The 22,360-nt window shown below is 55.9% G+C and carries 26 protein-coding genes and 1 pseudogene; 5 read left to right on the forward strand and 22 right to left on the reverse strand.

The genetic code is table 11. The features are described from left to right. Positions 1 to 2: 2 nt before the first annotated feature. From mntA to ACNKH3_RS10500, 9 genes and pseudogenes are all read right to left on the reverse strand, one after another. Positions 3 to 479 (reverse strand): type VII toxin-antitoxin system MntA family adenylyltransferase antitoxin, encoded by a 477-nt coding sequence (gene mntA / locus ACNKH3_RS10460; protein WP_420209200.1) that lies wholly within the window; start codon positions 477 to 479, stop codon positions 3 to 5. Between the two features lie 10 nt (positions 480 to 489). Then, on the reverse strand, positions 490 to 804 hold the full coding sequence (locus tag ACNKH3_RS10465) for a DUF2442 domain-containing protein (RefSeq protein WP_420209201.1): 315 nt from the start codon (positions 802 to 804) through the stop codon (positions 490 to 492). Continuing rightward, on the reverse strand, positions 785 to 1,021 hold the full coding sequence (locus ACNKH3_RS10470; RefSeq protein WP_420209202.1) for a DUF4160 domain-containing protein: 237 nt from the start codon (positions 1,019 to 1,021) through the stop codon (positions 785 to 787). Before ACNKH3_RS10470 ends, ACNKH3_RS10465 begins: the two co-directional genes overlap by 20 nt. A 21-nt stretch (positions 1,022 to 1,042) precedes the next feature. Continuing rightward, complete coding sequence (gene hemC, locus ACNKH3_RS10475; RefSeq protein WP_420209203.1) at positions 1,043 to 1,969, reverse strand: hydroxymethylbilane synthase; 927 nt, start codon at positions 1,967 to 1,969, stop codon at positions 1,043 to 1,045. Between the two features lie 42 nt (positions 1,970 to 2,011). Then, positions 2,012 to 2,644, reverse strand: a complete 633-nt coding sequence (locus ACNKH3_RS10480; protein ID WP_420209204.1) for a nitroreductase family protein — start codon at positions 2,642 to 2,644, stop codon at positions 2,012 to 2,014. Beyond that, positions 2,641 to 3,240, reverse strand: coding sequence for a hypothetical protein (locus ACNKH3_RS10485; protein ID WP_420209205.1), 600 nt, complete (start codon positions 3,238 to 3,240; stop codon positions 2,641 to 2,643). The genes ACNKH3_RS10480 and ACNKH3_RS10485 overlap by 4 nt, the downstream gene beginning before the upstream one ends. A 77-nt stretch (positions 3,241 to 3,317) precedes the next feature. Continuing rightward, positions 3,318 to 3,908: a hypothetical protein gene (locus ACNKH3_RS10490; RefSeq protein ID WP_420209206.1), complete on the reverse strand. Its 591-nt coding sequence runs from the start codon at positions 3,906 to 3,908 to the stop codon at positions 3,318 to 3,320. Between the two features lie 478 nt (positions 3,909 to 4,386). Continuing rightward, a complete protein-coding gene (locus ACNKH3_RS10495) occupies positions 4,387 to 5,340 on the reverse strand; it encodes a hypothetical protein (protein ID WP_420209207.1) in 954 nt (317 codons plus the stop codon). Between the two features lie 164 nt (positions 5,341 to 5,504). Continuing rightward, positions 5,505 to 5,639: pseudogene (locus tag ACNKH3_RS10500) on the reverse strand (IS701 family transposase); the annotation flags it as partial. A gap of 699 nt (positions 5,640 to 6,338) precedes the next feature. On the opposite strand from ACNKH3_RS10500, the gene ACNKH3_RS10505 reads away from it, so the two are divergent. The 3 genes from ACNKH3_RS10505 to ACNKH3_RS10515 all read left to right on the forward strand — a co-directional run bounded on the left by ACNKH3_RS10505 (position 6,339) and on the right by ACNKH3_RS10515 (position 8,527). Further along, a complete protein-coding gene (locus tag ACNKH3_RS10505) occupies positions 6,339 to 6,830 on the forward strand; it encodes a hypothetical protein (protein WP_420209208.1) in 492 nt (163 codons plus the stop codon). Between the two features lie 49 nt (positions 6,831 to 6,879). Next, positions 6,880 to 7,440: a DUF1161 domain-containing protein gene (locus ACNKH3_RS10510; protein WP_420209209.1), complete on the forward strand. Its 561-nt coding sequence runs from the start codon at positions 6,880 to 6,882 to the stop codon at positions 7,438 to 7,440. A 316-nt stretch (positions 7,441 to 7,756) separates the two neighbouring features. Beyond that, positions 7,757 to 8,527 carry an arginyltransferase gene (locus ACNKH3_RS10515; protein ID WP_420209210.1) on the forward strand — a complete coding sequence of 257 codons (771 nt, stop codon included), beginning with the start codon at positions 7,757 to 7,759 and terminating at the stop codon, positions 8,525 to 8,527. Positions 8,528 to 8,529: 2 nt separating this feature from the next. Here the strand turns inward: ACNKH3_RS10515 and ACNKH3_RS10520 are convergent, their stop codons facing one another. From ACNKH3_RS10520 to ACNKH3_RS10540, 5 genes are all read right to left on the reverse strand, one after another. Then, entirely contained in the window at positions 8,530 to 9,645 is a 1,116-nt protein-coding gene (locus ACNKH3_RS10520) for an OmpA family protein (protein ID WP_420209211.1), read from the reverse strand. Between the two features lie 9 nt (positions 9,646 to 9,654). After that, positions 9,655 to 10,404, reverse strand: a complete 750-nt coding sequence (locus ACNKH3_RS10525) for an MBL fold metallo-hydrolase (protein WP_420209212.1) — start codon at positions 10,402 to 10,404, stop codon at positions 9,655 to 9,657. 147 nt (positions 10,405 to 10,551) lie between these two features. Continuing rightward, positions 10,552 to 11,109 (reverse strand): HD domain-containing protein, encoded by a 558-nt coding sequence (locus tag ACNKH3_RS10530; RefSeq protein WP_420209213.1) that lies wholly within the window; start codon positions 11,107 to 11,109, stop codon positions 10,552 to 10,554. Positions 11,110 to 11,112: 3 nt separating this feature from the next. Next, positions 11,113 to 12,135, reverse strand: coding sequence for a uroporphyrinogen decarboxylase (gene hemE / locus ACNKH3_RS10535; protein WP_420209214.1), 1,023 nt, complete (start codon positions 12,133 to 12,135; stop codon positions 11,113 to 11,115). 113 nt (positions 12,136 to 12,248) lie between these two features. After that, positions 12,249 to 13,301, reverse strand: coding sequence for a radical SAM protein (locus ACNKH3_RS10540; protein WP_420209215.1), 1,053 nt, complete (start codon positions 13,299 to 13,301; stop codon positions 12,249 to 12,251). A gap of 161 nt (positions 13,302 to 13,462) precedes the next feature. Here ACNKH3_RS10540 and ACNKH3_RS10545 point away from each other — a divergent pair, with 161 nt between their 5' ends. After that, positions 13,463 to 13,945 (forward strand): universal stress protein, encoded by a 483-nt coding sequence (locus tag ACNKH3_RS10545; RefSeq protein WP_420209216.1) that lies wholly within the window; start codon positions 13,463 to 13,465, stop codon positions 13,943 to 13,945. Between the two features lie 52 nt (positions 13,946 to 13,997). Continuing rightward, positions 13,998 to 14,216, forward strand: a complete 219-nt coding sequence (locus ACNKH3_RS10550; RefSeq protein ID WP_420209217.1) for an RNA-binding S4 domain-containing protein — start codon at positions 13,998 to 14,000, stop codon at positions 14,214 to 14,216. Between the two features lie 11 nt (positions 14,217 to 14,227). Here ACNKH3_RS10550 and ACNKH3_RS10555 read toward each other — a convergent pair whose 3' ends face one another. The 8 genes from ACNKH3_RS10555 to ACNKH3_RS10590 form a co-directional block, all read right to left on the reverse strand. Beyond that, positions 14,228 to 15,847 (reverse strand): fatty acid CoA ligase family protein, encoded by a 1,620-nt coding sequence (locus tag ACNKH3_RS10555; protein WP_420209218.1) that lies wholly within the window; start codon positions 15,845 to 15,847, stop codon positions 14,228 to 14,230. A gap of 7 nt (positions 15,848 to 15,854) precedes the next feature. Beyond that, positions 15,855 to 16,928 (reverse strand): hypothetical protein, encoded by a 1,074-nt coding sequence (locus ACNKH3_RS10560; RefSeq protein WP_420209219.1) that lies wholly within the window; start codon positions 16,926 to 16,928, stop codon positions 15,855 to 15,857. An 18-nt stretch (positions 16,929 to 16,946) separates the two neighbouring features. Then, on the reverse strand, positions 16,947 to 17,345 hold the full coding sequence (locus ACNKH3_RS10565; protein ID WP_420209220.1) for a hypothetical protein: 399 nt from the start codon (positions 17,343 to 17,345) through the stop codon (positions 16,947 to 16,949). 291 nt (positions 17,346 to 17,636) lie between these two features. Next, positions 17,637 to 18,941 carry an amidohydrolase gene (locus tag ACNKH3_RS10570; protein WP_420209221.1) on the reverse strand — a complete coding sequence of 435 codons (1,305 nt, stop codon included), beginning with the start codon at positions 18,939 to 18,941 and terminating at the stop codon, positions 17,637 to 17,639. A 35-nt stretch (positions 18,942 to 18,976) separates the two neighbouring features. Beyond that, positions 18,977 to 19,495 (reverse strand): 2-amino-4-hydroxy-6-hydroxymethyldihydropteridine diphosphokinase, encoded by a 519-nt coding sequence (folK, locus tag ACNKH3_RS10575; RefSeq protein ID WP_420209222.1) that lies wholly within the window; start codon positions 19,493 to 19,495, stop codon positions 18,977 to 18,979. Further along, entirely contained in the window at positions 19,492 to 20,487 is a 996-nt protein-coding gene (locus ACNKH3_RS10580) for a vWA domain-containing protein (RefSeq protein ID WP_420209223.1), read from the reverse strand. The genes folK and ACNKH3_RS10580 overlap by 4 nt, the downstream gene beginning before the upstream one ends. A gap of 334 nt (positions 20,488 to 20,821) precedes the next feature. Continuing rightward, on the reverse strand, positions 20,822 to 21,415 hold the full coding sequence (locus ACNKH3_RS10585; RefSeq protein WP_420209224.1) for a DUF4381 family protein: 594 nt from the start codon (positions 21,413 to 21,415) through the stop codon (positions 20,822 to 20,824). Beyond that, positions 21,412 to 22,326 (reverse strand): DUF58 domain-containing protein, encoded by a 915-nt coding sequence (locus ACNKH3_RS10590; RefSeq protein ID WP_420209225.1) that lies wholly within the window; start codon positions 22,324 to 22,326, stop codon positions 21,412 to 21,414. Before ACNKH3_RS10590 ends, ACNKH3_RS10585 begins: the two co-directional genes overlap by 4 nt. Positions 22,327 to 22,360 lie beyond the last annotated feature (34 nt).

The following is a 22,360-nucleotide window of genomic DNA, read 5'->3' on the forward strand; positions in this document are numbered from 1 at the left end:
TTTCAAACCGGCCAAGCCCGTTTGGTGCGTCGGAAATCTTTCAAAATCTCCGCCCGTTCCTCGTTCAGCTTTTGATAAAACGACAATGCCAGCATTTCAAATTCCTCAGCCGCCGCTTGATCAGCCGCATGAAGCAGGCAGTTGGCGGCGATCACCTGCACCTGAAACACCGTGGAAAGCTGGCGCAGATTGAGCAGGTCAACCTCGCGCTTCAGCCGCTCGGCCAATTCAAATGCGCAGGGAGAGAAAAGCAGCGAGGTGGCTTGCTTCGCTTCCGCAGGCGGCAAAAGCACGGCAATATCCGCGTCGCTGTCCGGCCAAGCCTCGCCAGCCGCCAGCGAACCAAACAGATACACCGCCTGCGCCGTTGGGTAATGCCGGAGAACTGTGGCAATGATGACTTGAGCAACGGCAACCTGCACATCAGCTAAAATTTTCTCCAAGTCCCTTGCGTTGACAGACGGAGCATGAATGTTCATTCCACCGTAATCAATGCGTCTCGACAGGATCCGCACGTTCAGTAAGCCATTTTTTCAATGATTCAGGACATTCAGCAGAACGATATCCTGCAAGAACTCCCAGAACTGTCAAATCTTCATCCAATTCCGGCCAGTGAATATATGCGCCGTCGCCAATAATTTGACACATATTGCGTTCGGCAGGAGTTCCATGCCATAAACGAGGATACCACATAAGCGGAGCAATAATAGTGCGGCCATCTGCAAGGTCTATCTGTAAAGAATCTTCACTGACAAAAACATTCTTAGCCCGGACATCCTGCATTTCAATTGCCAAAGAACTCATGCCATTTCTCCAAGAACAACGTTTTGTGCTTTTCAACCAATTCTGCAACAGCACCCAATTCCTTCCGGCTGAAACCGCCCGCATTGTGCAGCATCATCGGATCAAGCCAGAACTTCGCAACCAGCGCATCCCGCTGCACATGAATATGCGGCGGTTCAGCGCGGTCAAGCGCGACGAAGAAAAAACGATACGGCCCCTGCCTCAGCACTGTTGGCATGTCAATCGCCTCGTAAAATCCTCACCCTGCATACACCTCATCCAGCACCGCCTTTCCGCCAGCCGCCAGCAACTTCTCCGCCAACGTTTTGCCAATTTCCACCGCCTCTGCAACCGGCCCGGCAAGCTGTTCTTTAAAGACCGTTTTGCCATCCAGCGCGGCAATAAGCCCGGTCAATTGCACCGTGCCGCCTGCAACAGTCGCAAAGCCGCCAATCGGCACTTGGCAGCCGCCTTCCAAACGAAGAAGAAACGCCCGCTCCGCCGCCACAGCCGCCGCCGTGTCCGCATGATGGAGAAATTGAAGTCCGGCCAGCAATTCGCTGTCCGCCTCGCGCAGCTCAATGCCCAACGCGCCTTGACCGATAGCCGGAAGCATCTGCTCTGGCGAGAACAGCGCGGTGATTCTGTTTTGCATTCCTAGCCGGTTCAATCCCGCGCCCGCAAGGATGATCGCGTCATACACGCCCTCATCCAGCTTTTTCAGGCGGGTGTCGAGATTGCCGCGCAGGTCTTTGATCTCCAAATCAGGCCGCAGCGCGGCAAGCTGCGACTTACGCCGCAAGCTGGACGTGCCGATCACCGCGCCCTGTGGCAGCTCGGCCAAGCTCTTGTGTTTCACCGAAATGAAAGCATCAAAGGGGATTTCCCGCTCCGGCACAATGGCGACATGCAGGCCCGCAGGCAGCTCGGCAGGCACGTCCTTCATTGAATGCACGGCCAGATCAACCCGCCCGTCCAAGAGCGCGTCTTCAATTTCTTTGACAAACAGCCCTTTGCCGCCAACCTTCGCCAGCGGCACATCAAGAATCTTGTCGCCCTTGGTGATGATCTTGACTAACTCCACCGTGGTGCCGGGATGCTGCCGTTCAATCTGATTCTTAACCCAAGTGGACTGTGTGACGGCCAGCAGGCTGGCGCGGGTGCCGATGCGGATCAGTTGTTCCATTGCCGAATAGTGTATTTGAAAGGATTGCCATGAAAATCTGCCTTAGTCCAGCCACGAGATGAAATCATCTGCCTTGCGTTCTTCCCGCGCTGGCGGAATCTGTTTTGGAATGCCGACAACGCAACCGGACAAAGCCCATTCCTTTGCGGGCAGGCCGAGCAGCTGCATGAAGCGTTTATTTTTTGCCAAACCGCCAGTCAGCGAGAGGAGCTGCAAGCCAACCTCATGCGCAGCGGCGGTTAGCCACATGTTTTGCATCACGTGTGCCAAGGACTGCTCTGCAACAGGAGGAAAGCCTTTCTTTTCTGCGGCCACAATCAGCGAACCTTCGCGCAAACTTGGAATGCCTTTCTCCGCCGAAGCCTTCACCCGCCCGGCCAAGGTGCGCATCTTCTTGCTGAAGACCGCCGCCAGCCGCAGTTTAAACGCGCTGCTGCGGAGATGCTCCAGAATGATTTCCTGCGCCTGCGTCATGGCTGCCGTGCCCTGCCGGAAAACGAAAATCCGCCTGATGTCCTTGAACGGAATGCCGGTTCCGGCAGCATACGGCGCATATAAAGCAGATTCCACGATCTTGCGCAAAGTTTCATCCGAAACTTGGCCGGAAAAGCTGCGGACTGAGCGGCGGGCGCGGATGATCTGCTCAAGCGCGGCGATGTGCTGGGGATCGGTCATGTCGCCAATTCCATAAGACGATACACTGCGCCAAAGACTTCGGCAACATCGTCAATCATGGCGCGGCGCAGATTTTTAGTGAAGCTGTTCTTTGTCAATCTGCCGAACTGCCAGACTTCCGCATCGGTGACAATGCCAAACACCGGCTGTTCCGGGTGGTTGTTCAGATTTTGCGCGGCCACCAGCTCGGCAAGGCATTGGCCCCAGCCTTTGGTGAAGTTATTCTGCTTGGCTTCCGCAATGAGAACAAGAGGAAAGCCGAGGACATTCTTGCCGAGTTCAGAGCGGCTGGCGATGATGTAATCCGGGATGCCGGAAAGCCGCGCATCCGTGGCCACGGCAATAGCTTTGTGGCTCCAGAGCGCGTAATCCGCGACAAAGGCTTTGCAGGCTTCCCGCAGCAAAGGAAAAATCACTGCTTCGCAGCGGGAGGCTTCCGAACTGAAAATATCAAAGTTGGTCCGGCTGAACTCAAAGTCCTGAAGAAATGCGTCTGATGGCATTCTGGGCGCGGCGTGCAGAAATTCCTCTTCGGCATACGTGATGCTGTATGCTTTCTGCACTTCATCGGGCGAGTTGAAATCGGTGAAGGCCATAGGCTGTTGGTTTAGCAAAACATGGTGCGCAGAACGCACCATGTTGATTGATGTGAAAACAGTGCCCTGCCGCCAAACTAATTTTTCTTCTCTTGATTATTATCAGAAGAAGTGTTACCTGTGCTTCCGCCAGAATTTTTCTTTCCACTGGTTTCACCCTGAGAACCAGAATCTTTCGATTTGTTAGGTTCTGGTTTCAACCTACTAGCTCCATTGAAACTATTACCAGGCAATTCTTTTGATTTAGCCATATCCATCCTTCTGTTTAGTTGTGAATATTTGTCAATGCCAGCGGACATGCCGACGACAAAAGATAGAATTATCCCAACGATAAAGCTGCAATACGCTGCTTTATCAAGATACGACAGCACAGTATCTTCTGTGTCTGTGCTATTTTTCACCTTTTCAAGGTAATCTGCATTTCTGTTGAATATTATTACAACAGAGATAGCACATATTATAAAACATATGATTGCCATCATAGAAGACATCAATACGAAAAGATTTGCCGTTCCAGCTGTGGCTGTCAACGTGACAAGTAATCCGATTGCTCCAGCAGATAATGTTATAAGAGTCCTGTCCTTTTCAAGTTTTGTTAAATACCAAGCGTTAACCGTAGAAGCGTAAAATTCTACTTCTTTCATTTTTTCCAGTTCTTCAGTATTCATAGCTATTAGTAGAGTTATAGGTATCTTGTGCACGCAAAGAGATAAATCAGCCGAGAAAATTAACTATAAATCCTCTATCCTGTCCACACTCACCGCCAATCGCAGCAAACTCAGCGGCTTGCACATCGCTGTCAGCATCATGCGCCGCAAGGCCCGCGCCGTCTGGCTGAAACCCAGCTTCACCTGCCGCAAAGCCCGATTGAATCGTCCCGATTCACACTGAAAACAGGATGATTCACATTTGAAACGTCCCGTTTCCAATTGGAATCGAGGCATTTCCTGTTGACATTGTCCCGATTCCAATTGGAATTGCTCTGGTTCACACTGGAATCGTCTTGATTCCAATTGGAATCATGGCGATTTTAACCGAAATCGTCCCGGTTTCAATCGGAATCGGGGTGATTCCAATCTGAATTGCCTCGATTCAAGCGGCAAATTGCGCGTTGCAAACGACGAAAAATTCAGGCAAACCATTGCATTACTCAGAACAAGCCAGCTTATCCACAACCGTAGCCGCCAGCAGCGGAATCATCAGCTCATGGTGGCCGGTGAAATTGAAACCCTTGCCGCCTTCGAGCGTGGGCCGATGCACCACGTTGGTGCTGGGCCGGTAAGCACGAATAAAATCAAAATTTGCAGTGGTAAAACGTTGCACCACGTGGCCAAGGTTGCGGACAACAGTCAGGGCCTTGAGGAAGACCTCCGGCAGCAGCACCGCCGAGCCGAGATTGAGATACACCCCGCCTTCCAGCCCGCTGACCAAGCGGCAGAAAACGCGGAAATCGTGGTGGCTGCACTGGCCGATGGCCGCGCCGTCCGCCGCCGGATGAATATGAATGATATCCGTGCCCATCGCCACATGCACGGTCACGGGAATGTCAAGCCGCCGCGCCTGCGCCAGCAAACTCTGGCCGTTGAATGGGAAATTCTGCCGCAGCAGCGCGTTGCCTACGGCCTCGCCCAAACCGATGCCCTCTTTCGCCCCTTGGTTGATCGCCTGATTGAGAACTTCGCCTGTTTCCCGCGCCGCGCCAAAAGCTCCGGCACCAAGCACATTGGCAACCTCTTCAGAGGTGCGGCCAACCATCGCAATTTCCGCATCATGGATGATGCCCGCTCCGTTCAGGGCCAGCGCGGAGATGATCCCGCGCTCCATCAAATCAATCAGAATCGGAGCCAAGCCGACTTTGATCACATGCGCGCCCATGCCGACCAGGACAGGCCGCTTGCCGATCACCGCTGCGGCAATTCGTTCCACCAGCTCCGGAAAATCATTGCCCGCAAGCTGCTTGGGCAGATTGGCGATCAATTCCCGCACGGTCATGCCCGGCTTCACAGGCTGGGCGAAATCCGCCACCGTCACTTTGGAATGACGCTCGTGGAGGGAGTAGGTGTTGAGGCCGCTGAAGTCGAGAGGTGCTGGCGTGGACATTATTTTCACTGATAGCGGATGCGTTTCGTTCCGGCTGACTTTACCGTTTTTTCCCCGGAAGGGCAACTATGCTTTTACTGATGGCAATGGCTCTTACTTTTAAAAAAAATATAGGATTTAAACAGTTGCATAAAGATTAGCAGGCGTAAGGGTATAGATTGGCTTTACCAAGTAAGCTCGGACAGCCTTGCGATTTTTGCCTCAGCCCAAGAGATTCCCTTGACAAAACAATAATATTTGAGACGAAGAAACGCCCGCAGAGCAAGTTCAATATGATTGCGCTGTGCTGTTTCTGAACGCGCTGACAATGTTTAATTTGCAAAATTTTTTGATGACGCGACGATATGTTTCAAAAAAATCTTGGCAATCTTTCCCATCGAACAATGAAACTCACGAGCTTTAAAAAAAGATGAATCAGAATACCTTTTCCTTTATATAAGGAATTTCAGCGGAATACTATTTCAAATTGAAAAAAATCCATCAATAGCTCATTAGCTTTAGCAGATCAGCTACTTTTTCTGAGCAAGAACGAGCAGTCACTCCTTAATATCGTTGATCGTCCCGTCATGATTTGAGCCGCCGTTGACTTGAGATTTTTAATGCCCATTGCGGGCCTCGCGGAAGGTCTCACTGCCTGCATCTGGCAATCAGAATATACAGCAGCGAATTCAAAATATTCCTGAACATCTCCCGCTCAGCATCCGTCAGTCCCTCAAATCTGCCAGCCATATCAAGCCCTCCTTAGAACGAAAGGGCTTATTTTCAGTATTAACGGGACAGGCTCGTCATTCATTTTTTCAAAATGCCATTTCCGCCGCGATTTTCCTGCTGCGGCTGCATTTTTTCCGACTTTTTCGCTTTCTGCTTGACAGGCAGGCGGCGGCATGGTTATTAACTGATTAATATAGCTGAACTATGAAATGCCTGCCACTTTCCGGCGGGACTGTCAGAGCAGTTCGGAAAAGCACCGCTGATCACTTGGAACAAAGGAATGCGCAATGATTTTTCTTTTGAATATCATCACCCACATTATGATTATTCTGGGCATAATAGGGTTGATATTCTATATCAGCTATGCTGTTCATAAAGAACAGGAGATGTTTGAAAAAGTAATTTTAATTATTTCATCAATGACTGGTTTTTTAATTTATTTTGGAGCCAGGGCTTTAGGTCTTTCCATCCCATCTATGATGATGTCGTTTGTTTCAATGGCAAACCCTGTCAAGATGACTTTCTTTGCAATTATTATACCTTGGTCTGTAGGCACAATTGTTGCTTGGTATTTTAGTTGGTGCCTTAAAAAACACATAGATATTGCTTTCCGCATAGTGATTTTGATTAGTGCTTTCATAGTCACTCTTTTCAGTGATGTCTATGCTGCGTCCTATACTGTTTCAATCAACGGTGAGATTGACACATCTCTGCTGCCGAACCTCACTTTCACGGTTGGCATGGGATTGTATATAATTTTAAATTACAAGCATCGGTGAATTGTCGCCTGCTTTTTCTCAGTCGTCCTTGAAAGGAGAACCTGATATTATGGTGCGTTTCATGCTGTTATTTGCTGCGGCGCTGCTCTGTCTGAGCCAGGCAGCGGCGGCAGTCAAACCCTGCGCGGAGCTGCAAGCCGAGATCGAGGCCAAGCTGGCGGCCCGCAGCGTGAAGAGCTATGAGCTGATCGTCGCTGACAAAGGCATGGCTGTGGCAGGCAAGGTGGTGGGTGCCTGCGAAGGCGGCTCAAAACGGATTATTTACCTTAGAACGCGGACTGACCAGTCTGCCCCGGTCGTCGTCAGCGCGCCTGCCCTCCCTCCTGCGCCGGAGCAGGCCGCCGCAGAAGCGCCGAAACCAGCTGAAGCGGCCACTGCGCCGGTTCTGAGAAATGACGCGCCGGTGGTGAAGGTGCGGATGATTGAAGCTTCCAAACCGGCGGACATCAAATCCTGCGCTGAGCTGGAAGCGGAGATCAAGGCCAAGCTGGCCGCCAAAGGCGTGAAAGAGTATGAGCTGGTTGTTTCTGACCGCAACGCCCCGGCAGCAGGCAAAGTCGTCGGCATCTGCGAGAACAGCTCGAAGAAGATCACGTATTCTAAAAAATAAATGAAGCCGGAGGCGCAGCAGTTTTTTCAGGAACCGCTGTTTCAGCGGCCGCCGGGAAAGAACTGTCTGCGCATTTCCTTTCTCCCCGCTCCGCTTCCATCCTTTCCGCCGCCGTTTTTTCCACTTCCCGCCGCAATTCCTCAGCTCTCAGGCGCACAGATGAGACTGCCGCCGTGAACCCTGCGCCTTTTGAGCAGTCCCAGAACATCCTTGACGCGAAACACGTGGGACACGCGCGTCATCCCTGTATTTTTCCTCAGGCCGCAGCGCCGCCCGCCGAGCGCGCGTGCCAATGCACTCTTGGAGGCTGACAAACATGATGCACTCAACCTTGCCCCGCTCGCTGACAGGAAGTCAGCCCGGACACGAGCACTGTCACCCAGACAACATCAGTGAAACTTTGGAACAGCATTTCAGCAACATCGCCACACGCTGCCCTTATGAGACGCGGCATAAGGCCGTCTATCATCAGGCAGTTTTCGGCCCGCTGACCGATTCGACCGTGGGATTGTTTTTTGAAAACGGCTACCGCCGCAACGGCAACTGCATGTACTCCATGCGCTGCCCGCGCTGCTCGGCCTGCGTCCCCATCCGCATCAATCCGGAGGAATTCAAGCCCAACCGCAGCCAAAGGCGGGTCTGGAAGAAAAATTTTGACATCAGTGTCGGGCTGGCGCCGGTGACCATGTCTGACGAAAATCTCAATCTGCTGGAACGCTTCCTCAAAGCGCGTTTCCCTAAAGGCAGGGCGGATGCGGAAAGCTACTACAGCGGATTTTTCATCACTTCAATGACCAAGTGCTTTGAAATCCGCTACCGGAGCGAAAACAACAAGCTGCTGGGCGTGGCCGTGGTCGATTGCTCGGACCAGTGGATGAACGCGGTCTATTTCTTTTTTGACCCGGAGCAGGAATGGCGCAGCCCCGGCACGCTGAACATCCTCTATCTGCTTGATTTCTGCCGACGGCACGGCATCCCCAGCCTCTATCTCGGCTACTGGATCAAAGACCTCAAAGGGATGCACTACAAAACCGATTTCCGGCCCCACGAAATTCTGCTCGACGGTCGCTGGAAAAAAGTGGCCTGAATCTATTTTTTCTGCCGCAGGCGGACTGTGACCCGGCGGTTGAGCCGCCGTCCCTCCGTTGTTTTGTTGGAGGCGACCGGTTTAGCCTTGCCGTACCAGTAGAGCAGCACCCGGTCTTTTTTCAACGGGAAGTTGTCTAACAGGTATTTCCGCGCGCTCTCGGCCCTGCGCCGAGACAGATGGATGTTGTACCTATGGCCGCCAACGCTGTCGCAGAATCCTGAAAGCACTGCGTATTCCTGCGGATGTTCGGTCAGATGGCGGCCCAGCCGGTCCAATGTGTGCTGATATTCCTTTCTGATCTGCGATTTGTCAAAGGCAAATAGAATATTCTGAAACGGGCTGTCGGCAGGCATGTGCAGCCTGCCGAAAAGATGGTCAGGGTGGGCGGCCACGGTGTCAAAGTCAATCACCTGCGAGCAGTCGTTGACAGCGGCGATGTCGTTGAGCAGCTTCTCCGCCGTGCTGTTGGTCGCGCTGCTGATCAGGGTGAAGCAGACATCGTGCTTCTTCGCCAGCTTTTTCGCCTGCGCCAGCGGCTCCGGCTCGTCCACGCCCTCGAAGCGGAAGGCGGCCCCGTTGGTGAAGATGAAGACCTCGGTGCGGCCCGGCAGCGGCAGCAGATATTCGAGCTTCATCAGCGCGGTCTGGAGCATGGGCGGGCCGGAGCTGGTCACGGGCAGCTTTTCCAAGGCTTCCTTGAATGCCTCCCTGTCGTAATTTTGCAGCCGGTAGTAGGGCTGGAAGGTGCGCTCCGCGCCGGGCAGCCACATCACATTCCGCCAGTGCGGATACAGCCCGGTCTGCCAGTTCAGCTCCGGCAGGCCGGCGTTGCTCGTGAGGAGAATCTGTTTGGACATCTCCAGCCGGGTCATGCCGCTGTCCCGGTACGGCACGTCCATGGCGGTGGAGGGATCATAGAAGACAAAGAAATTGTCCGCCATGCGGACATGCTCCTGCCAAGCCGTTTTGCCTGCCGCCGGAGCTGGATCTGGCTGCCAGACCCAGTCTTTTTTGTCAAAGGATTTGGCTTTGGCGAGCGTCAAGGACGGCGCGGCAACGGCCAGCAGCGCAAGGACGAGCGAAGCGGCCAGCAGCCGCAGAATTGTGGAGTTCATGCTCTTCTCCTAAAAAGTCAGCCGGTGGCCGGCCACCGGCAGCAGGGCGTGCGGCACGGCCCGCACCATTTCCTCAATGCGAGGCAGCTCGGTCCGCCGCAGGGTGTGGTCAAGATGGACCAGCGCGATCCGGCCCATGTCCAGCTCTTCAGCAAGCTGGAGCGTGGTGGTCACAGAGCCGTGGTAGGGATAGGTATCAACTAAGCTGAACGATTCATGAATGACAAAATCGCAGCCTTGAATCAGCTCGCGCGCGTGGCGGCCCGCCCGCCCGTCGCCGCTGTAATAGAGCCGCCTGCCGCCATCTTCAAGGCGCAGGCCGAGATTGTACTGGGAATGCTGGGTCAGGGCGGCGGACCAAGTCAGCCCGGCGGCGGAAATGGTCTCTTGAGCGTGGAGGACATGGAATGAAAATTCAAAACTGAGTTTTTTTTCAAACGTGGGATAGGCCATGTCCAGCACGGCCCGGACCTTCTCTTCCACGCCTTTCTGCCCGACCACGCAGAGGGGGCGGGTGCGGCCCAGCTGCCAGAGACGAAGAAAGAGGAGCGGCAGGCCAAGGTAATGGTCGCCGTGAAAATGGGAAATCCAGACGCAGTCCAGCTCCTGCGGCTGCTCAACCGTCCTGAAATACTGGTGCGGCACAGAAAAACCGCAATCCAGCAGGATTCTGGTGCCGTTGCTGGCGGTGATCAGGGACGAGCTGTTGCCGTGCGCCGTGTCGCAAGCCTCCCCGACTCCAAGAAAGAAAATTTCCACCCTTGCTGCTCCGTTCTTATGATTGAAGGGCCTTTGCTGCTCATAGAAAAAGGAGTGCGCCGCCGTGCGGCTGGACTCTTTGTAATATATGCGTTTTCCGCCGCTGAAGCAAGCGGCTTTCTTGCAGGCGCGGCAGCGGAGCGCAGCTCAGGCCAAGGCGGCCAGTCCGTCCGGGGCGAAATCTAACCGGGAAAGAAGCTGCCTTTCCAACAGCTCGCATTCTCTGAAATTGTCCCGGATGCCTTCCTGCTTGCGGGCATCGCCGCCGCTGTATTTGTCGAGAATGTAATCCAGCCGTTCGGGAAGGCTGACAATCTGGTCATGCCGGACGCGCTTGTCGGCGTAATAAACAATTTCTTGGGCAGAGAAGATGCCTGCCGCATATCGCTCTGGGGAAAAATCCGGCAGGACAACATGTCCGGCGACAATTTCGGCGATTTCCGGGAAGCCGAGGCTGCGGCAGAGTTCCGCGCCTGCTTTGGCATGGTTGCAGCCGCTTTTCAGGCAGGGCGTTTTGGCGATGTCGTGCAGGAGCGCGCCACTGACACAGAGTTGCAGATCAGGCGGATGACTGCTTTTTGTCCGCAGCTCTTCGGCCAGCAGCCCGGCAATCCTCGCCACCATGAGCGAATGCGCCCGGATGTTGGCCAGCATTCCGTGCTGCTCCATCAGGGCGGCGCAGGCGGCAAGATTGGGAATATTCACGGCCTAACGGCGGCTGAGGCGATGCACCGCCTCGACGGCAATTTTCACCTGCTCCGGCGGCGTTTGCGGCAGAATGCCGTGGCCGAGATTGAAAATGTGGCCTTTGGCTGCCCGGCCTTCGGCAAGAATCGTGGCGATCCGTTTTTCCAGCTCCTCTTTGGGCAGGAAAAGGGCAATTGGATCCAAATTGCCTTGCAGAACATGCTGCTGCGCAATTTTCGCCGCTTCATCCAGCTTAATCCGCCAATCCAAACCAAGCACGTCGGCTCCGCTGGTTTTGCTTAATTCAAGCAAGGTCGCGCCGTTGTTGGCAAAATAAATGATCGGCACGTCGGTCATCTTGCGCAGATCGGCAATGATGGACTGCACATAGGGCAGGGCGAAACGTTCAAAATCGCAGGGCGCGAGAATGCCCGCCCACGAGTCGAAAATCTGCAAAACCTGTGCCCCGGCCCGCGCTTGCGCTTGCAGGTAACGGCTGGTGCAGCGGGTAATTTTTTCCAGCAGGGCGTGATACAGCTCCGGCTGCTGATAGGCCATCCGCTTGGTTTCCAAGAAGACTTTGGACGAGCCGCCTTCAATCAAGTACGTGGCCAAAGTGAACGGTGCGCCGGAAAAGCCGATCAGCGGCACCTTGAGAGCGCGGCGCAGCAGGCGGATGGTTTCCAGCACAAAGGGCAGGCACTCATCCGGGTCGGGAATCAGCAGCCGGTCAACCGCCGCTTGTGTCCGCACCGGCTCAGGGAAAACCGGCCCCTTGCTCTCGTGGAATTCGAGCTGAAGGCCCATTGCCTCCATCGGAATCAGGATGTCCGAAAAAAGAATGGCGGCATCAAAGCCAAAAATATCAATCGGCTGGAGCGTGACTTCCGTGCACAGCTCCGGGCGTTTGCACAGCTCCAAAAAGCTGACTTTGCCGCGCACAGCCTGATATTCGGGCAGATAGCGGCCCGCTTGGCGCATGAACCAGACCGGCGTGTATTCGGTGCGCTCGCCCCGGCAGGCGCGTAAGAAGGTGTCGTTCATGAGATTGTAAGATGCAGCAAAATGATGCTAAATGTGCCCTTCGGCTCCGCTCAGGGCACTGAAAAGCCGCAAGTACCCTGAGCGGAGCTGAAGGGTGCGGTGCAAGTCTGCCTTTATGATCTCGGCTGATACGCGCAGAACGGCTCCTGCGCTAAATAATCGCCGCTGACCGCATAGGCTCTGGCCCGGCAGCCGCCGCAGACGTTGACGTACTCGCAGCGTCCGCAGTTCCCTTTATAGCTCTTGAAGTCGCGCAGTTCCAGAAAAAGTTTTGACTGCTCCCAAATCTCTTGGAACCGCTGCTCGCGGATGTTGCCTGCGGCCTTGGGAAAATAGCTGCACGGCAGGACGTTGCCGTCCACGTCAATCAGGCAAATGAGCTGACCGGCAAGGCAGCCCTTCGAGCCGCCGGTGGAAAATTGCAGGCTTCTGCGCTTAAATTTGTCGCCGTCCTCTTTGGCCCGCTGGAGCACGATGCGGTAATACTGCGGAGCGCAGGTCGGGCGGACAAGCAGCTCCGGCTCATCCTTTTCCATGTCGTAATGCCAATTGAGGATGTCCTCATATTCCGAGGCCGGAATCAGCTCCTCCATGATCTCCTCGCCGCGTCCGGTCGGCACAATCATGAAGAGATACCAAGCCGTTGCGCCGAGCTTTTTCACCAGTTCGTAGAGCTTGGGTGCCTCTTCTTTGTTGCGCTGGGTGAAGGAGGAGTTGACGAGGAACTTGATGCCGTGCTCGTTGAAAAGGCGGATGGCGTTCATCGTGCCCTCGAACGCGCCGACCTGATTGCGGAAATTGTCATGAACCGCAGCTGTCGAGCCGTCCAAGCTGAGGGAAACCATCCTGATGCCGGATTCCTTGATTTTGCCGCAGATCTCGTCTGTGACCAGCGTGCCGTTGGTGGCAAGGCACATGCGCAGGCCAAGGCCAGTGCCGTAGGCGGCGATGTCGAAAATATCGGGCCGCAGGAGCGGTTCGCCGCCGGAGAGCACCACCACTGGGCTGGCATAGGATTTGATGTCGTCCAGCACCCGCTTGGCTTCCTCCAAAGAAAAATCGGGATGCCCCTGCACTGCCAAGGCTGAGGAGGAACGGCAATGCACGCAGTTGAGATTGCAGCGGCGGGTGGTCTCCCACGCGATCCATTTCGGTTCAAAATCCATTCCGGCCCCCGGCTTCGGAAAAACTGACTTGCGGAAAAGGGAAAAAGGACATAACTATGTTCAACTATATTCCGTCCGGCGGGTCAGGGTCAACAGCTTTGTGCGCCGCGCAGAACGGGGCGGCCCGCCATTCATTTTTTACATGACAAGGAGAGCGTTTCATGCAGGAAATCAAGATCGTCGTCACGCCGATAGATTTTTCCGACAACGCCAAGATGATCGCCGATTCAGCCGCTTACGTGGCAGGAAAATTCGGCGCGGAACTGCATCTGGTTTTTGTGGCGCAGAATTTTGAGGATTATTCCGGCTTTTTTGTCCCGCCGGTCAATCTGCCCAATCTGACCAAGGACCTGCTGGAGTCGGCCCAGCAGAAGATGGAGGAATTTGCGGAGAGCTGCCGCGAGCAGGCCGCCGCCGCTGGAGTTCCGGCCCTGCGCAGCCACGTGCTGACCGGCGACGTGGCAGAGGAGATTATTAATTATGCCAAAGAAGTGCGCAGCAATATGATCGTTATGGGCACCCACGGCTACAAGGGGCTGGAGCGGATCATGTTCGGCAGCGTGGCCGACAAGGTTGTGAAGACCGCCTGCTGCCCGGTGCTGACCATCAACCCCTACCGCCAAGACTGCGGCGGCCAAGACTGAAAACAAGGCGGGGCGGCCAACGGTCGTCCCAGCTTTGTTCGGCGACAGAACTATGAGCGGAGAAATCGGAACAGCGCGGATCAGCGGCGGCTTTATTGAGCTGTGCAGCCTGCTGAAATTGGAAGGCATCGCGGAGAGCGGCGGCGAGGCCAAGCAGCTGATCTGCGAAGGCCACGTGCGGGTGAACGGCGCGGCGGAGACCAGAAAGCGGAAAAAAATTTATTCAGGTGACGTGGTTGAATGCCAAGGGCGGACAGTGCGGGTGATTTAATCCCGTCGCTGTCAGGTCAGCCGTCCCTCCGCCCACACTGCCAGCTTCTCCCTGAATATCTTCGCGTTATGGCGGATGTCAACCGGGAAGCCGGGATGCACCAAGAAGGTCTCAATCGCGGCGGTGAGGGAGTTGCCCAGTGCCAGCCGCCTCAGTTCGGCAAAGAGCCGCCGCTCGTCCAGCACTTTCTCCCTCAGTTCTACAATCAGCACCGGCTTTTGCGTGCCAGCCTTGCCCACACCCACTAAGGCCGAGCGCAGCACCTGCGGGTGCTCGTTGAAGACAGCCTCGCAGCAGATGGTGTGCATCGGCCCGTCGGCAGTGAGCACACGGTGGGCCTTGCGACCGCAGAACCAGAGTCGGCCCTGCTTGTCCACGTAGCCGACATCCCCCATGCGGTGCCAGAAGCCGTCCCCGTCCCTGATCTTCGCCAGCCGCGTCTCTGCCTCGTTCCCGTCATAAGCCCGCGTTACCACCGGGCCTTTCACCACGATCTCGCCGATTTTGCCCACAGGCAGCGGCTGGGCATCGCTCCATTCAGCCAGCGGCACGCTGACCGGCCTGATGATCTGCACGCTCATGCCCGGCAGCGGCCTGCCCACGCAGGCACCTTGACCGATGCGCGTCTTCGGCCATGTCTCCCGCAGGATCTCCTCGCCGGTGATCGAGACCGAAGGCAGGCTCTCGGTCGCGCCATACGGGGTATAAATCGTTCCTCCCTCCGGCATGATCTGCTGCACGCGACTGATCAGCTCGCCAGAGACCGGCGCACCTGCCATCAGCACTTTCTTGACCGGGAGAGTGATGCCCGCAGCTATGCAGTGGCGGCTGACCACGTTCCAAATCGCCGGAGAACCAAAGGAATACGTCACCTGCCAGTCGAGCATGGAGCGGACGAACTTAGCCGGGTTGACCTTGGCTGGCCGCGTGGGATCCATGTCCGGGATCACCGCCGCAGCACCGAGGGCCGCAGCAAAGAGGCCAAAGAGCGGGAAGCCGGGCTGGTCGATGTCGCCAGGCCCAATGCCGTAATAATCGCGTATCAGTCTGAGCTGATTGAAAAAGATGCCGTGGGTGTACTGCACGCCCTTTGGCGGCCCGGTCGAGCCGGTGGTGAAAATAATGGCCGCAAGCTCGTCCTCAGCAGTCACGGCGGGGCTGAACACCGCGCTCACACCCTTGCAGGCCGCAGCCAGCGTGCTGCCGCCGATGCCGAAGGATGGCCCGACGCAGACGCGCCGCCGCACAGTTTTGAACGGCCCGGAGAAAATGCGCGAGAAGAGCTGCGCCGCCGGTATGCCGATCAGTGCTTCCGGCCTGACCGCGCCGATGCAGCGGAGCAGGTTCCGGTAGCCCATGCCCGGATCGATGAGGATCACCACCGCGCCGAGCTGGAAGAGGGCAAAGCTGAGGGCGATGAAGTCCAGCGAGGGCCGCACCATGAGCATCACCCGCTGGCCGCGCTCCACGCCTTGCCCTTGCAAAGCATTGGCATAACGGCAGCTTGTCTCCAGTAGCTCGCGGAAAGTCCACTGCTCGTATTGCCCGTTCCGGCCCGTGACCAAGGCGAGCGCGTCAGGCCTTGCTGCGGCGGACTCATGCAGGGCCGCGCCGATGTTGCAGTTTGTCATGGCGGGACTAATCCAATGGCGTTACAGAGACAGAATAGATAAAGTCCTCACCTCTTTTGATACCACTTACACTCGCTTTGTCTACAGTATTTATATTGACCTTTTGCAAAGCAATAAATGAGCCGTTAAGATAAAATCTTGCAATTCCGTTTGATATTGTTATTTTTAATTCGTTAGGAAAATCATCCCCTTTGTAATCAATATCCTTAGAGCTTTTAGTGTAGTCTCCAAATGTTAATGTGTAGTACCTGCCAAGCTCAGTTCCAGAGGCTCCGAAATCAATAGAAATAAACTCTTTAGTACCGCTCCATAAAGATATTTTTTCAGTAGCAGGTTCTCCGTTTGTATCAATTTTAACAATCAATTCAACACTGTTTTTATAAGAGAATCCAGACACGATAATCATAGCTGGAGAAGAAGAGGCACCAGTGAGAGCTAACCCGCGAGCAGTTTTTACAATCATATTATCATTACCAAGTTCTGGAACAATCTCTCCTTCGTTATATGAAGAAAAAGAATAATTAACAGGGAGGAACTTCCGCTGCACGATCTTCTTCTCAACAAGAGCGGAACAGACTTTCTCTGCCAAGGCTTTCATGCTTTCCTCACGACTTGCCGCATCCGACAGCTTGCCGCGTGAGAACCTGACACTTTGGGATGTTAAACTCTTTCCTGCAAAATTTTGCACAGCAACGATGATTTTCACTTCGCCGCTTTGAACATCATCATAGACCTCACCGAAAACGACAGCATCCGCTTCAAGCGTTTTCAAAGTATTTACACTGGCATCAGCAATGCCTTCCATGCTCATTATAGCTTGCTCATTTTCTCTCTGCGACATCAACAGGTCGTAGTTCCGCCGCTCCAAGACAGAGCAGCATTGTGTGCGAATAAACGCCCCTTCAAATTCCTGCGTTACATTCCGGGTTGTTTCAGTTTTTTGCCCTTCGCGGGTTCCAAACTCCCAGATATAGACACTGAAATCCTTCTCCGCCCGAACATCTGAAGCAGAAGACAAAAAGATGATGCTGTAAAATAAACATGCAAAAAGTGCGAACATGCCGTTTCTTGTTTCCCTCATTGCTCTATCCCCCTTGTTTTACTGACATGGATATATAATAATAGTACTCTTGTTGACAAACTGCCGCTTTTCACAGACCGCATCGCCTTTTCTGACAGTAAACTGATGACCAGTTGATTTTTTTTGAACTCGAACGGTTACGACAGTAGTTTTCTGTTCTGCAAGTATGGCTGGTTGACTGTCAACGAAAATTTCTGCTCCGCTCATCCTTGCCGGGAGCATCATCTTTACTGTATAAAAATCAGATGATGCATCAGAGATTTTTGACGCATTAGGACATATCCTTTTTATCCAATCAGGAACGCTTGGAATACCACTAAAAAAGACAAAAATAGTTATAATGGCACTTGTCGTTGAAGCAGATGGTCTCCATTTATGACCCCTGATCAACTCCTTGAAGCGTTCTTTCTTGTCCATCATGTATCGCGAGATCAATAGTTCTCAGCACAACGCTTCTGTTGCAGACGGCAAACCCAGTTAAATCGGCCTTATCGTATAGGTTTCTGCGAAATCCTGCAAGGTTGAAGTTTCCCCTGCCTTTGAGCGGATGCTCCATTGCTGGCGCGGGATGGCGGCACCGATGTTGCAGTTGCTCATAAGTATTTAACGATTCGATCTTTCATGCCATACGGTTAATTTTCCGACCGCGCCATCAGCGTAACTCTCGCCGCATTTTCTGCAAAAAAAATCTTCCTGCCTTCCAATTGATCAGAGAGCTGTCCGCCGCATGGACGCGCCGATTTTTTCCATTTCATCGAGAACAGCCGCCTCGTCCAGAGTGGTCAGCCGCCGGGCGCGCATGACCACGCGCCCATTGATCACGGAATGAATGACATCGCTGCCCTTGGCCGCATAAACAAGCTGCGAGACCGGATTGTGCAGCGGACAGAGGTGCGGCTGCCGCATGTCGAGCATGATCATATCCGCCTTTTTGCCGATCTCGATGCTGCCTATTTTATCCGCCGCGCCGAGAACTGCCGCACCGCCCAGCGTGGCGGCCCGCAGCACGGTCTCCGCGCTCATCGCCGTAGGGTCAAGGTCGCGCACTTTGTGCAGCTTGGCCGCCGTGCTCATCTCGCCGAACATATCGACATCATTGTTGGACGCACTGCCGTCCGTGCCGATGCCGACTGTCACGCCGCTGCCAAGCATCTTCTGCACCGGCGCGATGCCGGAAGCCAGCTTCATGTTCGATTCCGGGCAGTGCGCTACTTTTACGCCGCGCTGGGCCAGCAGGGCAATTTCTTCCTCGTCGAGCATGACGCAGTGCGCCGCCACAACGCGCTCATTGAGCAGCCCCAGCTGTTCCAGATGCCGCGCCGGACTGCGGCCATAGCGTTCAACGCAGCCTTTCACCTCGTCGCGGGTTTCGGCCAGATGGATATGCAGCAGGGCATTTTTCCGCTCGGCCAAAGCCGCCGCACGCTGGAGCAGGGCAGGGGAGCAGGTGTAAACCGCGTGGGGATTGACCGTGATCTTGATCAAATCGCTGTCTTTGTATGCGCTGAACAGTTCCTCGGCGTAGACGAAGCCGTTCTCCAGCTCGCCGTAGTTTGGCGAGGGAAAATCAAAGAAGCCCTCGCCGATCCACGCCCGCATTCCCGCTGCCGCCGCCGCCCGCGCTGTCTCCTTGTTAAAGAGGTACATGTCGTTAAAGCTGGTCGTTCCGGATTTGATCATCTCGCAGAGCGAGAGCAGCGTCGAATAATAGACGATTTCCTTGGTCAGCCGCGCCTCGCGGGGGAAGATGTGCCGCGTCAGCCAGTCCATCAGCGGCAGATCGTCGGCCAAGCCCCGGAAACAGGACATGGCCGCGTGCGTGTGGACGTTGACCAAGCCGGGCATGATCAGCCCATAAGGGCAGGCCAGCAGCTCGGCCTGCGGATATTTGGCCGCCAGATTCAGGCCGATTTCAACGATGCTGTCTCCAGCCACGGCCACGGAAATCCCTGCTTCCTCCCGCGCTCCGCCGTCCATGCTCACTAACCAGCGGCCAGAGAGTATCAGCTGCACGTCCTGTCGCATTGCTCACCTATCTATGGTTGAATTCAGTCTTTTTCCTGCCAGCTGATTTGCTCCAGCTCTCCAGCCGCTGTCTGCGGCAGCAGTCCGGCCAGCAGTTCCGCGATGCTCTTTTGCAGCAGCGGATGCCGGAGCTGCGGAGCGATCTCCGCCAGAGGCGCCAAGACGAAGAGCCGCTCATGCAGGGCTGGATGCGGCAGAATCAGCCGCTCTGTCCGCATCACCTGCTCATCAAAAAGCAGCAGATCCAGATCAAGCGTCCGGTCCTGATGCCCCGGCACATCCAAGCGGCGGACGCGGCCAAACTGTTTTTCAACAGCCAGCAGCACCTCAAGCAGGGCCTCCGGCGCGAGCGAGGTGCGCAGCAGTCCGGCGGCGTTGATGAACCAATGCGGGCTGTCCATGCCCACCGGCTTGGTGCGGCAGGGCGCGGAGAGCACCTGCGGGATGATGCCCGGCTGCGCGCCAAGCACCTGCCACGCCTCCAGCAGCAGTTGGCGTGACTGGCCGAGATTGGAGCCAAGACCGATGCAGGCAAGATTCATGGCAGCCGCCTCCACGAGAGCAGCAGCTCCGCTGCCAGCAGCAGCAAAGCCGCCAGAGCCGCCCACGGAAACAGCTCGTTGTGCTGGGACAGATGCCGCACTTTTCTGACGGTGGTCTCCATCGCGTTGATCTCCTCGTAGATGCGGGCCAGCGAGGCAGTGTCCGTGGCTCGGAAATATTTCGCCTTGGTCATTGCCGCGACCTTTGTCAGCGTCTCCTCGTCGATATCCACTTCGGCCTGAATCATCCGAGTTCGGCCAAATTGATCTTCCACCGGCAGCGGCGCCACGCCGTGCTTGCCCACGCCAACAGCATAAACCTTGATCTGCATCGCCGCAGCCGCTTCCGCCGCTGTGAGCGGGGCGATCTTGCCCGCGTTGTTCACGCCGTCCGTGAGCAGGATGAGGATGCGCGACTTGGCCTGCTGATCGCGCAGACGGTTCACGCCGGAAGCAATGGCCGAGCCGATGGCGGTGCCGTCCTCAATCATGCCGATGCGCAGCGAATGCAGCCGCTGCCGCAGCCAGTCGTGGTCAAGGGTCAGCGGACAGACCAGATACGGCCTGCCTGCGAAGGCCACCAGCCCAATGCGGTCGTTGGGCCGCTCCGTGATGAATTTGGCCACCACCGACTTGACCACGTCCAAGCGGTTGGCCTGTCTGCCGTTGAGGCTGAAATCCAGCGCTTTCATCGAGCCGGAGATGTCCACGGCCAGCAGGATGTCAATGCCGGAAGCCTCCACCTCGGTGCTGGTGCGGCCCCACTGCGGGCGGGCCAGGCCGATGATGAGCAGACCGATTGCCGCCAGCCGCAGCCAGGCCAGTAACCCGCCCGGCCTGACCTTGCGGCTCCCGGCAATGGCCCGCACCGCCGAAACCGAAGAGAAAAGCAGGGACGGAGCCGGGCCGCCTTTGCTGCGGAGCAAAGCCAGAACCGGCAGGAGCAGCAGCAGCCAGAGAAGCTGCGGTTCAGCGAAACGGAAGCTGTTCATAATACCTTTTGCAGATAAACTGCCAATGATGCGCGGCGCGGAAGTTTTCGGCATGACGCGCCGCGCAGCAGAAGCAGGCGGTGCGCTCTGTATCGGCGAAAAATCTTTCGCCCTGATCCGCCGGTCATTGCTCAACTGCGCACCGCCGCGTCATACAGCGCGAGGCGGCTGAAGTCAGCGACTTGAAAAGCTCCGCAACGCCTTGCCGCCGAGATCATCGAGGCGATGCGCTCAGAATTGCCTCAATGCCGAACGCGGCGGCGCGAAAATCTCGGCAGCGGCTTGCCGCCTCAGTCATCAAGGTGACGATGACGGCATTGCTTTGCCGATACAATCAATTTGGCGATGCCGAACGCGGCAGGGCATCTTTCGTCGCTTCAACAAAGGCGCGAAGCTGCGCTGTCAGTTCCGCCATATCTGCGTCGTTCAGCGCGGCTCCGGCAAATTTCGCCGCCTCGCAGAGCGCAAGCCAGGTTTGCAGCTGTTCAGAATGCGCCTGGAGCTGTTTTTCTTCAGAATCAGCAAGCAAACGGATCAGCTCGCCAGCGGTCTGCCGGGAGGCGGCAAGACGGAATCGTTCCTCCAAATAGCGGCGCAGTGTCTGATCAAAGAGCGCGGCAAAGGCGGCACTGTCGTGCGAGTCAATTAAGCCGTCCGCCTGCGTCAGCCGGAGCAGGGCGGTTTCATGAGCCAGCGGCGCGGGCAGCGGCTTCTGCTTTCTTTTCCGCAGATAGAGCGCAAGCAGACCGCCGCCGAGCAGCAGCACCGCGCCTGCCGCAATCGGCCAGCGCGGCCTTGGCTCCGGCAGCGGCAGCGGCGGTTCTATTTCCACTGCCGCCAGCTCATCGTGCAGCGGCGGGCCGGGCTGCTGCGCCGGAAGCGGCGCGGGCAGGAGCAGCAAAAGAAGCAGTATAATACGGCGGCTCATCGCGACGGCCTCCGGCTGCGGGCGCGGAAAAAGCCCATCAGCGGAGCAAGATAGGGCGTGCCGGTGGAAAGCTGGAGCAGATCAACGCCCAGGCCGCGCAGGGCGCGGGCGAAGCGTTCCCGCTGGTCACCGGTCAGATTGGCGTAGGCCCGCCGCGTCCATTCGTCCGAGGTGTTGAGGAGAATCTGCTCGCCGCTTTCCGCGTCCTCCAAGGTGATCCAGCCCGTATCCGGCAGTTCCAGCTCGCGCGGGTCAGTGACGGAAACCGCAATAAGGTCATGGCGGCGCGCTGCGGCTTGCAGTTTGGGCCGCAGCTCTTGCAGCGCGTCGTCGAAATCGCCGGGCAGGCAGAAATCAGAAATGAGGAAAGTCACGCATTTCCTTTTCGCCACCCGGCTGAAGAAATCCAGTGCGCCGCCGATGCTCGTGCCTTTGCCCTGCGGCTGAAAAAAGAGGATTTCCCGGATCACCCGCAGGATATGACTGCGGCCTTTGCCTGCGGGAATGAACAGCTCGGCGAAGTCGGAAAAGAGGAGCAGGCCGACCTTGTCGCTGTTGCGCACAGCGGAAAACGCCAGCACAGCGGCCAGCTCGGCCATTACTTCGCGCTTGGACTGACTGCCGGAGCCGAAGCTGCCCGACGCGCTCAGATCAATCAGGAGCATGATGGTCAGCTCGCGCTCTTCGGTGAACTTCTTCACGTGCGGCACGCCGGTGCGGGCGGTGACGTTCCAGTCAATGGCCCGGATTTCATCGCCCGGCACGTATTCGCGCACCTCGTCGAAATTCATGCCCCTACCTTTGAAAACGGAATGGTAGCTGCCCGCGAGGCTGCTGTCCGCCATCCGCCGCGTGCGCACTTCAATCTGGCGCACCTTTTTTAAAATTTCCCTGACCGCCGCTGTTTCCATAGATTGGTCGAGTTTTGTAAGGGCAATTCATGAA

Source organism: Candidatus Electronema sp. JC (assembly GCF_048287365.2).
Taxonomy (GTDB): Bacteria; Desulfobacterota; Desulfobulbia; order Desulfobulbales; family Desulfobulbaceae; genus Electronema.